This is a genomic window from Rahnella ecdela (assembly GCF_019049625.1).
Classification (GTDB): domain Bacteria; phylum Pseudomonadota; class Gammaproteobacteria; order Enterobacterales; family Enterobacteriaceae; genus Rahnella; species Rahnella ecdela.
Genome location: NZ_JAFMOY010000131.1, coordinates 263,347 through 276,061, shown reverse-complemented (window position 1 = coordinate 276,061; position 12,715 = coordinate 263,347). Strand labels below are relative to the sequence as shown.

9 protein-coding genes are annotated in these 12,715 nt (G+C 53.0%); 4 read left to right on the top strand and 5 right to left on the bottom strand.

Going from position 1 to position 12,715, the window contains the following annotated elements; genetic code table 11:
* Nucleotides 1–66 precede the first annotated feature (66 nt).
* From J1784_RS19890 to J1784_RS19870, 5 genes are all read right to left on the bottom strand, one after another.
* On the bottom strand, nt 67–2,136 hold the full coding sequence (locus J1784_RS19890) for a beta-galactosidase (protein WP_217150618.1): 2,070 nt from the start codon (nt 2,134–2,136) through the stop codon (nt 67–69).
* 64 nt (nt 2,137–2,200) lie between these two features.
* Nucleotides 2,201–3,412 (bottom strand): glycoside hydrolase family 53 protein, encoded by a 1,212-nt coding sequence (locus J1784_RS19885; protein ID WP_217150617.1) that lies wholly within the window; start codon nt 3,410–3,412, stop codon nt 2,201–2,203.
* 4 nt (nt 3,413–3,416) lie between these two features.
* Nucleotides 3,417–4,268 carry a sugar ABC transporter permease gene (locus J1784_RS19880; protein ID WP_217150616.1) on the bottom strand — a complete coding sequence of 284 codons (852 nt, stop codon included), beginning with the start codon at nt 4,266–4,268 and terminating at the stop codon, nt 3,417–3,419.
* Nucleotides 4,269–4,281: 13 nt separating this feature from the next.
* Nucleotides 4,282–5,583: a carbohydrate ABC transporter permease gene (locus J1784_RS19875; RefSeq protein WP_217150759.1), complete on the bottom strand. Its 1,302-nt coding sequence runs from the start codon at nt 5,581–5,583 to the stop codon at nt 4,282–4,284.
* A 78-nt stretch (nt 5,584–5,661) separates the two neighbouring features.
* On the bottom strand, nt 5,662–6,888 hold the full coding sequence (locus J1784_RS19870; RefSeq protein WP_217150615.1) for an extracellular solute-binding protein: 1,227 nt from the start codon (nt 6,886–6,888) through the stop codon (nt 5,662–5,664).
* A 276-nt stretch (nt 6,889–7,164) separates the two neighbouring features.
* On the opposite strand from J1784_RS19870, the gene J1784_RS19865 reads away from it, so the two are divergent.
* The 4 genes from J1784_RS19865 to J1784_RS19850 all read left to right on the top strand — a co-directional run bounded on the left by J1784_RS19865 (nt 7,165) and on the right by J1784_RS19850 (nt 12,664).
* Nucleotides 7,165–8,268 (top strand): ABC transporter ATP-binding protein, encoded by a 1,104-nt coding sequence (locus J1784_RS19865; RefSeq protein WP_217150614.1) that lies wholly within the window; start codon nt 7,165–7,167, stop codon nt 8,266–8,268.
* A gap of 166 nt (nt 8,269–8,434) precedes the next feature.
* Nucleotides 8,435–9,586 carry an ABC transporter substrate-binding protein gene (locus J1784_RS19860; protein ID WP_217150613.1) on the top strand — a complete coding sequence of 384 codons (1,152 nt, stop codon included), beginning with the start codon at nt 8,435–8,437 and terminating at the stop codon, nt 9,584–9,586.
* Nucleotides 9,587–9,637: 51 nt separating this feature from the next.
* Nucleotides 9,638–11,611: a catecholate siderophore receptor CirA gene (cirA, locus tag J1784_RS19855; protein ID WP_217150612.1), complete on the top strand. Its 1,974-nt coding sequence runs from the start codon at nt 9,638–9,640 to the stop codon at nt 11,609–11,611.
* An 84-nt stretch (nt 11,612–11,695) separates the two neighbouring features.
* A complete protein-coding gene (locus tag J1784_RS19850; RefSeq protein WP_217150611.1) occupies nt 11,696–12,664 on the top strand; it encodes a D-2-hydroxyacid dehydrogenase family protein in 969 nt (322 codons plus the stop codon).
* Nucleotides 12,665–12,715: the final 51 nt, after the last annotated feature.

Below are 12,715 nucleotides of genomic sequence, written 5' to 3'. Positions count from 1 at the left end.
CTTTCAGGAATGAAAAAAAACGTGCAACCGGGAAACCTGATTGCACGTCTGTATTAAAATAAAAACTTAAGAATGGGCAGATAACCGGCGTGTCAGGATCTGATATCCAAACGCCGGAAGCGTCAGTTTGCGAGGTAATATTCCACCATGCACCATGTCGCTGTAATCCGCCGTTAAGGTGAGGGTCTGGCTCTGCGCCGCATAGTTTTGCAGGAAGATAAATTCACTTTCACCGTCGGTACGCCGCGCTGCTGTCATTCCTTCTGGCAGGTCAGTGTCAATCGCCCGTGGAAGCCGCATTTCTTTCGCCAGCGCGGTATAAAAATCGGTGTGGAAGTTGTGATCGTTACGCGAAGCCAGATAATACGCCTGCCCTTTGCCAAGCAGATTGACGGTTACGGCAGGCATTCCGGCATAGAAATCATCGCCGTAGGTTGCCAGCGCAGCCGCGCCTTCCAGATGAATGACTTCACACAAAGCAGAGGCGCGATACGGGCCGTTTAACCCCAGCGCATTGCCTTCCACACCGCTGACGCTGTTGTGCTGATCGTCGGTCAGACTGTCAATTTCTTCCGACCAGATACCGAGTACCGGGCGCAACGGGCCGGGGAATCCGCTCAGGAAACATAAATCGCTTTCATTAACGATACCGCTCCAGTACGTCGCGACAAACCGGCCACCGGTCTGTACGAACGCAGTGATCCGCTCGCCGACGCCTGCACGCACCATATACAACATCGGCGCTATCACCAGGTCATAACCCGTCAGATCGCAGTCGGCGTTGATCACGTCCACCGCAATGCCCTGCGCCCACAGCGCGCGGTAATGACCGGCGACGGTGTTTTCATATTCCAGCCCCTGATTGCGCGGGCCAAGGGAATCGTCCATCGCCCAGCGGCTTTCCCAGTCAAATATAATCGCCACTTTCGCTTCCACTCGGCTGCCTGCCACCGGTGAAAGTGCAGATAAAATCCCGCCCAGTTCAGACACTTCACGCCCGACGCGGGTATCAATATGCCCGACGTGATCGACCACCGCACCGTGGAATTTCTCTGAAGAGCCGCGACTTTTACGCCACTGGAAATACTGTACCGAATCCGAACCGTGCGCGACTGCCTGTAAGGAAGACAGAATGTGCATACCCGGCCTCTTCAGTTTGCTGACCGGTTGCCAGTTGGTGAAACTCGGCGTCGATTCCATCAGCACAAATGGCTGGCCCTGTTTCAGCGTACGCATCAGGTCGTGATACATCGCGGTGTAAGCCGCCAGACTGATATCGTCTTTACGGGTGTGCCACATCGGGTAGCTGTCCCACGAGATGAAATCCAGCACGCTGGCAAGTTTCCAGTAATCGTAATCGTAGAAATATTCCATGAAATTAGTGGTCGCCGGCAACGCCGGATTCTCCGCTTTCAGCGGGCGGATTTCGTCGCTGCAAAAACGCGTAACCTGATCGGTGTTAAAACGGCGCCAGTCAAGATTCAGGCCATGAACGCCGCTTTCACCCTGCGGCGACGGCGATTCTATCTGCGCCCAGTCGGTATAGGTGTGGCTCCAGAAGGTGCTCCACCAGGCTTTGTTCAGCGCATCGAGCGTGACATAACGGGCTTTCAGCCAGTCGCGGAAGCGGGTCTGACAATAGTTGCAGTGACACTCGCCGCCGTATTCGTTGGAAATATGCCAGCCGATCACCGCCGGATGATGGGCGTAACGCTTCGCCAGCGCGCTGTTCATCAGCTGCACTTTTTCTGCATACACGGGCGAACTCATGCAGTGATTGTGGCGCCCGCCGTGCAGCGCTTTTACGCGGTCGCGGCCTACACGCAGGACTTCCGGATATTTTTGTGACATCCATGCAGGCCGCGCGCCGCTGGGCGTGGCGAGAAATACCGAGATACCGTTTTCATGCAATCTGTCCAGCACCTGATCCATCCAGCCAAACGTAAAATGACCTTCTTCGGGTTCCAGCGCCGACCAGCTGAAAATCCCGACAGACATGACATTACAGCGTGCCTCTTTCATCATTTCGACATCGCGGATCAGGACATCAGGGCTTTCCAGCCACTGTTCCGGGTTGTAATCCGCGCCATGCAACAGCCCGGAAATTTTACTGCTCAGAAGAGGGAATTTCGTCATGTTGGGTCCTTAGAAACTTTAAGAAAGTTAAACTCCCCGGCCAATGAAGCCGGGGAAAAAGGGATTAATTGAAGACTTTGATAGAAGGAAGAACCTGACCGTCGCAGTTGAACAACGCCTGATTTTCGCGGGCATTGCCCTCTTTCCAGTGGTCGTTGATGTAGGTCATACCGGCAGGTGTCGCCCAGCCTGCGCCGTCCACGGCGATCCAGGTCGGTTCCCAGTAGAACAGGCCTTTGCCACGATGATCCGGCACCGCGACCAGACTTTTGATCATGTCGCTGAGGAAATCGGCCTGTCCCTGCACCGTGCCCGGATAGCCGCCGTCTTTGGCTTCTTTTTCCGTAAAGCTGTTTTCGGCCGCGTCGCAGTTTTTGGTGGTATAGCCGTACGCCACTTCAACGACGATCACGTCTTTGTTGTAGCGTTTGCTGATGTCGTCCATGTTGGCCTGTAAGGCAGAAACCGGGCCATTCCAGTAGGTATAAAATGACAGACCGATGACGTCGTAAGGCACTTTGCGCTGATTGATTTCATCGAACCACCAGCGGAAGGTATCGTTCTTGGTGCCTTCGGCCAGATGCAGCATGATTTTGATGTCAGACGGATTCTTTTCATCCGCACGCACACCGGCAATTGCGGCATTCAGCAGCCCGGCCAGACGGTCAAACTCACCGCCGCCCGCACCCCAGCTTTTGCCTTCCGGCCATAAAATTCCGCCGTTCATTTCGTTGCCGACCTGCACCATATCCGGCTCGGTGCCCTGCTCGCGGAACTTAGCGATGACCTCGCGGCTGTAATCATGAAGAGTGGTTTTCAGCTGCGGATAATCCATTTTCTCCCAGCTTTTCGGCTTGAACTGTTTGCCGGGATCGGTCCAGAAATCGCTGTAGTGGAAATCGAGCAGGATTTTAAAACCCTGCGCTTTGGCGCGTTTCGCCAGTTCCAGCGTGGTGGCCAGGTCGTTATTGCCGCCGCCGTACGGATGCCCCTGCGCGTCTTTCGGATCCACCCACAAGCGCAGGCGCACGTAGTTGAAACCGTTTTGTCTGAGGATCACCAGCGCGTCGGTCTGTTTGTGGTTTTCATCAAAGAATTTGCCGCCGTGTTTTTCCACATCAATCAGCGTGGAGATGTCGGCCCCTTTGATGAAATCCGCCGGGACGTTGGCGACTTTTTTAATCACCACGTCCTGTGCCACAACAGAAAATGACATCGCCAGCAGCACGCAGGCCATTGCGCTTTTATTGAAAATCTTTTCAGAAAAGAAAGTCATCGAATTATCCTTTTGTACTGCCAGCCGTCAGGCCGGAGACGAAGTATTTTTGTAAGGCGAGATAGAAAATGGCGACCGGCACGGCAATCAGCACCGCGCCCGCGGCATACAGGGTGTAATTCGCGCCCATCTTTTGTGCGACCAGGTTGTACAAACCAATCGGCAAGGTGTATTTATCCGGCGTACGCAAAATGGTGCTGGAGAGAATGAAATCGCCCAGCGGCCCCGTGAAGGAAAACAGCGCGATCACCGCCAGAATCGGTTTCGATAACGGCATGATGATTTCGATAAAAATGCGGAAATTACCCGCGCCGTCCATGCGCGCCGATTCATCCAGATCTTTTGGAATGGCATCGAGATAGCCTTTCATCAGATAAGTGTTCATCGGGATCATGCCGCCGACGTAAATCAGCACCAGCGCCAGATGGCTGTTAATCAGACCGAGCAATTGCGCCAATACAAAGATGGCGATCAGCGCCGAAAACTGCGGGATCATCTGCAATAACAGAAAAAGCATCAGCCCGTCTTTACGACCTTTAAAGCGAAAACGTGAGAACGAATAGGCGGTGAAGCTGACGCAAATCAGGGTCAGGATCATGGTCAGGAAACTGATTTTCATCGAGTTCCAGTACCAGCCGACGTAATTCACTTCGCCGTTAAACAGGTCTTTGTAATGCTGGAACGACAGGTTTTCAGGAATAATCGACGTACTGAGCAGGCTGTTACCGGCATTCAGCGACGCGCCGACGGTCCAGATCAGCGGATAAATAATAATGACCGCCACTATCAGCAACAGGAAATAACTCAACCCCAGGCGGATAAACCGGTTTCTTTTAATACTGCTGTTCTTACTCATACCCTTCTCCCGGTTACGCCATATCATCTTGTTTAAATGAATTGGTTGAGCGGAATTGCCACAGCGCAATACCGACCACAAATATCGACAGCAAAATCGTAATGGTCGCGGCAATGGCATATTGCGAAGATGACATAGTGAGTTTATATATCCACGACACCAGAATATCCGTTCCGCCTGCATTTGAACCGGCAACTGCCGGACCACCGTTATTAAACAGATAGATAATATTGAAGTTATTAAAGTTGAAGGTGTATTGCGTAATAATAATCGGTGCAATGGAATATAAGACCAGCGGCAACGTAATGGTTTTAAGCTTCTTCCACGTGCTGGCACCGTCCATCGTTGCCGCTTCATATAAATCGTTCGGAATGGCCTGCAATACGCCGGTGGTCATCGCGAATACAAACGGGAAACCCAGCCAGGTCTGCATCATGATAAGCGCCGTTTTGGTCCAGAACGGGTCCGTCAGCCAGGATTTCGGCTCAATGCCTAACGCCGCCAGAATACCGTTGTTAATCACGCCAAAAGAGTCATTGAACATTCCGGCAAACACCAAAATGGTGACAAAGCCCGGTACTGCCCACGGCAAAATCAGCACGGTGCGGATCAGCGCCTTGAAGCGCAAATCTTTCTGGTTCACCAGAATTGCCAGCATCACGCCCACGGTACATTGCAGCGTGGTCGCCAGCACCGTCCAGACTACCGTCCATTGAAGGACATCCAGCAGAGTCGAGCGCCAGATATTGAGCGTGAAGATATTAATAAAATTTTTGAAGCCCACCCAGTCAACTAATTTAGCCGGTGGCGTGTGATACAAATTGTAATTGGTAAACGCAATCGAGAAGCCGAATATAATCGGGAAGACCACCACAAACACCAGTAAAATAAATCCCGGCGTAATCATTAAATACGGAAAGCCTTCGCGAAGAAGCAAATGATATTGCTTACGTACACTCGGTAATTCCATGCCTTTATCACGACGTTTACCGTTTGCCCACGCATCGCGCAGACTCCAGTAATAAAAGCCCACGCCAAACGCCCCGATTAATACGCTGATAATGCCTTTAGCTAACAGGAATATGGAATTATCACGCGGCACTTCTTCGCCCAACGTATACAAACCCCATAATCCCTGACGCAGGAAATCATAGAAGACGCCGGCAAAACAAATAAGAATGATAAAAAACAATACTCCCTTGGCCCATTGCCGGTTATAGAACTGCCCGAAACCGGGGATCAGCGCCAGCCCCAGCGCAGCCGGTGCATGATGACTGGCGTTGAGCGGCGCCTGATTTTCTTCATGAAGACGCATAGACACAAAGATGTTCCTTTCACTGGTGAGGGCGTGAATTCACGCCCTCCTGTCAGACGTACAAAGTGTGTTACCGGATCACTCGTTGCTGGCTTTCGCCGCCTCGATTTGCATCTGGATATTTTTCACCGCATCGTTGAGCGCAGCTTCGACCGGTTGTTTGCCGGTTACACCCAGCTGGATACCGTTGTTGGCCGGGCCCCAGACTTCCTGCATTTCCGGAACACCCGGCATCGCCGTTGCGCGGGTAGACTGTTCGGCCACCGCGTTGGCTTTCTCATCGTTCTTGATCATCGGATCGTTAACCAGTGCTGTCAGTGCCGGGATTTCTTTGGTCACTTCGTACCGCACTTTGGCGTATTTCGGCTGGTTGATGAAGGTGATGAATTTCTCGGCCAGCGGTTTTTGCTTGCTGTAGGTCGATACCGCATACCCTTTCACACCAAGGAACGAGCTCATCGGTTTACCGTTTGGCAACAGCGGCAGCGCTTTCACGCCATAGTTAATGCCCGCGGCCTCATACGGCTGGAAAGCCCACGGGCCGGTGATGACGGCTGCGGCTTTCTTCTCGGTAAACAGTGAATCAATCGCGTTAAGCCCGTTTTCACCGACAATCCCTGCCGGGAATAATCCGCCGGCATAGAATTTTTTCAGGTAAGTGATGGCTTCGACGCTGCCCGGTTTATTCAGGCCGATATCCTCAACGTTTACCTCGCCTTTGGCGTCTTTCCCGAAGATGTAGCCTCCCATTGAGGCCATCGCGCCGTAGGCGTAATACACTTCGTCAAACTTGGCCAGCAGGCCGTATTTGCCTTTCGCCCGCTCTTCTTTGGAGAAAGTGTAATACTCGTCGAGGCTCGCCGGGGCCTGTGGCAGCAGGTCTTTGTTGTAAATCAGCACCAGCGTTTCAACCGCCTTCGGCACACCGTAAGTCTGGCCTTTCAGCTGAAATGCGTTGATGGCTGACGGCGTAAAGCTGTCGGTAAATGCTTTATCGAGCGTCAGCGGCGCCAGTAAACCCTGCACGACCGCCGTACCTAACTGGTCATTGGGAATGACGACGACGTCGGGGCCGATACCTGCCGGACCATCCAGACGTAATTTCTCCGTTTGTTGTGCATAAGGCGTTTCCTGCACAACGACTTTAACGTTGTTCTCTTTTTCAAAATCTTTCACCGCGTCGGAGATACCGGAAGATTTCTTAATATCTTCCCAGACAAGTAACTGGCCCTCTGCTGCCCGGACGGCCTGGCTGCTCAGACTTAATGACATCATTACCAGGGCAGTAAGGTGTGTAATTTTCATTGTTGCTCCTGAATGTGAAGGTATAACATTTTTGTAGGGTTAGTAACGACATTAAATCCACCGGCAACATTAAAAAACCCTTAAAAGCTGATTTGCAGAGGGCTAATGTCGGGATAAAATCTATGTTATACGTTAAACTTACAAGCTAAAAATCACTACAAAAAGATGCGGATTGTGTGATCTTCTCTCCAAAATTCGAACCCGCCTGTGCAAACGTTTACACAAGGTGGTTATAGTCCGAAACATCAGCGGTATGAATTCTTTATGAGGTCAAACATGTCCAGCATCAGACTTAAAAATGTGGTCAAACGTTTCGATAAAACCGTGACGTTGCATGGCATCAATATTGATATTGAGGACGGCGAGTTCACCGTTTTCGTCGGGCCATCGGGATGCGGGAAATCCACCCTGCTGCGCATGATTGCCGGACTGGAAGATATTACGGAAGGAGACGTTTACATTGGCGAGCAGCGGGTGAATGACGTCGACCCTTCCCGGCGCGGTGTGGCGATGGTGTTTCAGTCCTACGCGCTGTATCCGCACATGACGATTGCCGAAAACATGGGTTACGGGCTGAAAGTGAACGGCGTGCCGAAAGAGGAAATTCGCCATCAGGTCGAGATGGTCGCCAAAACATTGCAGCTTTCTCATCTGCTGGACAGAAAACCGAAACAGCTTTCCGGCGGTCAGCGTCAGCGCACCGCCATCGGGCGCGCAATTGTGCGTAATCCGCAGGTGTTTATGTTCGATGAACCGCTGTCTAACCTCGATGCCGAATTGCGTGTGGATATGCGTTTACACATTTCCAAGCTGCATCAGGAACTGAAAACTACGATGGTTTACGTGACGCACGATCAGACCGAAGCCATGACGCTGGCGGATAAAATCGTGGTGATGAATTACGGCAAAGTCGAGCAGATGGGCGCGCCGATGGACCTTTACTACAATCCGGTGAATCAGTTTGTGGCCGGTTTTATTGGTTCACCGAAGATGAATTTCCTGCCTGCCGAAGTCCTGAGCTGGCAGCCGGAAAGGCTCGAAGTGCGCCTGACACCAGAGAAAACCCTGACGTTAGCGCTAAGCACCTCTGAACTGGGGGCTGGCGATAAAGTGACGCTCGGTATCCGTCCTGAACATCTGCTTTCGCAGGAAACCGAAAACGTGCTGGAATTTAACTGCGAAGTGGTCGAGCGGTTGGGCAACAGCACTTATCTGTTCGGCCAGTGTTACGGTACCGACGGTTTTAAAATGCTGCTGCCGGGCGATATGGCATTCAACCCTTATCAGAGCCTGACCACCTGGTTCGATGCCAAACGCTGCATGGTCTTTTGCGAAGACGGCCTGCGTATCAGCGCCCCAAGCCTTTCCCATCTGCATTAATCTTATTTAACCCCCCTTTCACTGTGACTCGATCCGCCCTTTCCGGGCGGTTTCCAGCCGTGTCTCATTCATCAGCCTGATACGAAATGTAAACAGCATTGATAATCGTTATCATTTCTTTTAATGTTGCCGCCTCTTCAGGGAAACGTAAAGGAATCGGAAGAAGATGAATTATCAGCAGAATACTTTCAGTACGCTCTCCGGCAAACGAATTGCTGGCGGATTAGCAGGGCTCACGTTCGGGCTGATCAGTATGACGGCGCAGGCTGTCACCGTAACAGATATTGCCGGGCGCACGGTCACGGTGCCGGATGAAATTCAGCGCGTAGTGCTCGGAGAAGGCCGGTTGTTCTTCGCCCTTTCCCTGCTCGAAGGGCAGAAGCCTTTTGACCGCATTGTCGGCTGGCAGGGGGATTTCCGTAAGCTTGACCCGCAAACCTATGCCACGTATCAGGCCAAATTCCCGCAAATCGACAAAATCCCGCTGATTGGCAATACCAGCGCCGACAGCATCAGCCCTGAAAAAGTGCTCACGCTGAACCCGCAACTGGCGATCTTTGGTTTATCTGGCCACGGGCCGGGAAAAGAAAGCGAGCTGGTGAAGCAACTCCAGAAAGCCGGTGTACCGGTGGTGTTTGTTGATTTCCGCACCTCTCCGCTCAAAAACACCCTGCCAAGTATGGAACTGCTGGGCAAAGTGCTGAACCGCGAAAAACAGGCGCAGGACTATATCCGCTTCTATCAGGACAATATCAAACGCGTCACCGATGTGACCAAAGACATTCCTGAGCAGGATAAACCGAAAGTCTTCATCGAGCTGCGTGCCTCGACGGCCGATGAATGCTGCCGCTCAGCCGGTAACGGCAATATGGGTGATTTTATCAGCCAGGCGGGTGGCGTGAATATCGCCAAACCTCTGCTGCCCGGCCCTCTCGGTCAGGTGAACCTGGAAAAAGTTATCGCCTCGCAGCCGGACGTGTATCTGGTCAGCGGTGGCGCCAAACCGCCAAAAGCGGGCGATTCGTTGCCTGCCGGTTTAGTGCTGGGTGCACAGACAACGCCTGAACAGGCGAGTGCCAGCCTTAAACCGCTGCTGGCGCGTAAAGGCATCAGCACGCTGAAAGCTGTCGAAGATGGCCGCAGTTTTGGCATCTGGCACAACTATTACAATTCCCCGTACAACGTGCTGGCCGTACAGGTCTTCGCTAAAGCGTTTTATCCGCAGAAGTTTGCCGACCTCGACCCGCAACAAACACAAAAACAACTTTATAAACAGTTCCTCGCCGTCGAACCGACCGGCACTTACTGGACAGAGTAATAGGGACACAGCTCCGGGCTGCCGGGGCTTTTTATCTCACGGAGAGAAGAAATGGCTAAGGCTAAATTTACACCGGCGGTTAAAGCCGGGCTGCTCGCGCAACTTATTGCTGCCGCGATGCCGGTGATGGCGGAAGACGCCAGCGAAGTGAAAGAAAAAGAAGAACAGATGGTGGTGACTGCTTCCTCCATCGAACAAAATCTCAAAGATGCCCCCGCCAGTATCAGCGTGATCACCCGCGAAGATCTGCAAAAGAAACCGGTACAAAACCTCAAAGACGTACTGAAAGACGTTCCCGGCGTGCAGATAACCAATGAAAGCGACAACCGTCAGGGCGTGAGTATCCGCGGACTGGGCAGCGGCTATACGCTGATTTTGGTCGACGGCAAACGCGTGAATTCCCGCAACGCCGTATTCCGCCATAACGATTTTGATTTAAGCTGGATCCCCGCTGAATCAATCGAGCGCATCGAAGTGGTGCGCGGGCCGATGTCATCTTTATACGGCTCCGACGCGCTGGGCGGCGTGGTCAACATCATCACCCGCAAAGTTGGCACCCGATGGCACGGCACGCTGAGCGCCGACACTACCGTTCAGGAACACCGCGATCGCGGCGACAGCGGCAATGGCAACTTCTTCGCCAGCGGCCCGCTGGTTGACGATTTACTGGGTGTAAAAGTGTATGGCGCGCTGGGTAAACGGCAGAAAGATCAGGCCAGTTCCGCCAGCGGCAGCACCGGTCAGCCACGTATCGAAGGTTATACCTCACGCAACGCCAACGTCGAATTTTCACTGACGCCGGATGAAGATCAGGACATCACTTTCGGTTACGGCGCAGACCGCCAGGATCGCGATTCCGATACGTTGGATAAAAACCGCATCGAACGCGAAAACTACTCGGTCGGCCATAATGGGCGCTGGGGACTGGCGAATACTGAACTGCGTTTCTACGGTGAAAACATCGAAAATAAAAATGCCGAAACCATCACCTCGAAAAACAATTCTCTCGACGGCAAAGTCGTGGTGCCGCTGGGCGATTACAACCAGTTCCTGACGTTCGGCGGCGAATACCGCAACGACAAACTGGAAGACGGCGTGAACATGAAAAACGGCGGCAGCACGCAGGCCAATCAGTACGCGCTGTTCCTGGAAGATGAATGGCGGATCTTCGAAAGTCTGGCGCTGACTGGCGGCGTGCGTATGGACGACCACGAAAACTACGGCGTCAACTGGAGCCCGCGTGCCTATCTGGTCTACAACGCCACCGACACCGTGACGATGAAAGGCGGCTGGGCATCGGCCTTCAAAGCGCCGTCGCTTTTACAGCTCAGCCCTGACTGGCAAAGCGCTTCGTGCCGCGGCAGCTGTAACGTGGTAGGCAGTAAGGATCTGAAAGCCGAAACCAGCGAAAGCGTGGAATTCGGCCTGTATTACGCCGGTCAGGAAGGAATGTGGGAAGACGTGACCGCCAGCGCCACAGTATTCCAGAACGATATCGACGACATGATCACGGTTATCCGCACCGCTAACCGCAGTCTGGCACCGACGTATCAGAACTTTGCTGGTTTCGATGCCAGCGGCAATCCGATCTTCCAGTATTACAACGTCAACAAAGCGCGGATCCGCGGACTGGAAACCGAATTCGGTTTACCGTTGACCAACCAGCTGAACCTCAGGCTGAATTACACTTACAACGACGCCCGCGACCTGAGTAACGGCGGCAACAAACCGTTGTCCGAACTGCCGTTCCACACCAGTAACGCGACGCTCGACTGGAAACCGCTGGATGCCTGGAGCTTCTACCTTTCCGCTAACTACAAAGGCAAAAGCCGCACCGTCACTGACGACAACGCCACGCCGGGCGGATACACCATCTGGAACACCGGCGGTTCGTATGCGGTCAATAAAGCAGTGAAAATTCGCGCAGGCGTACTGAACCTGACGGATAAAGATCTCAACCGCGACGATTACAGCTATAACGAAGATGGCCGCCGGTATTTCGCCGCCGTGGATTACAGTTTCTGACAATAACCTCCCGCCGGGACACTTCACGTCCCGGCAGTTTCAGTGCTATATCTCTTTATCATTATTTTCAGATAAGGGATTTCCATGCTACTGCAATGCCTCATTCTTGATGATTACCAAAACATTTCCCTTTCGCTGGCTGACTGGCAGGTACTTTCGCCGCAGGTAGAATGCCGCGCACTTACCGAACATATTGAAAACGAAAACGTACTGGCCGAAACCCTGAAAGACGCGGAGATCCTGGTGATTATGCGTGAGCGCACTCCGTTCACCGCTGCGCTGTTTGCCCGTCTGCCAAAGTTAAAACTGCTGATCACGTCCGGTATGCGCAATGCATCAGTAGATCTCGCGGCAGCGAAAAAGCACGGTGTGACCGTATGCGGAACCGGCAGCGGACAGGCCGCACCGGTGGAGCTGACCTGGGCGCTGATCCTCGGACTGGCGCGGCATCTGGTGACTGAAAATAATGCATTACGCCACAACGGTCCGTGGCAAAGTACGCTCGGTTTTGGCCTGAGTGGTAAGCGACTAGGTTTGCTGGGACTGGGCAAAATCGGACAGAAGATGGCGCAAATCGCCCAGGCATTTGGCATGGACGTCTGTGCGTGGAGCCAGAACCTGACCGCCGAACGCGCTGCTGAGCATGGCGTGACACTTTGCACATCGAAAGAAGAATTGCTGCAAACCAGCGACGTGGTGTCCATCCATCTGGTGCTCGGTGAACGTACGCGCGGCTTGCTAGGCACTCAGGATCTTGCACAGATGAAGCCCTCCGCCCTGCTGATCAATACCTCGCGCGCGGCGATTGTCGATCAGACGGCCCTGCTCGATGCGTTACAAAACGGTGTGATTGCCGGTGCCGGGCTGGATGTGTTTGACGTCGAACCCTTGCCTGCTGACCACCCATTCAGAATGCAACCCAACGTGCTGGCGACGCCGCATCTGGGCTACGTTTCCGACGGCAACTATCAGGTGTATTTCACTGAAGCCGTGGAAGATATTCAGGCGTTTCTGGCGGACAAACCAGTACGTGTGCTGGAACAGAGCAAATAACAGGCGTAAAAAAACCGGGCACATACCCGGTTTTTGCTTCAGGCGGCGACG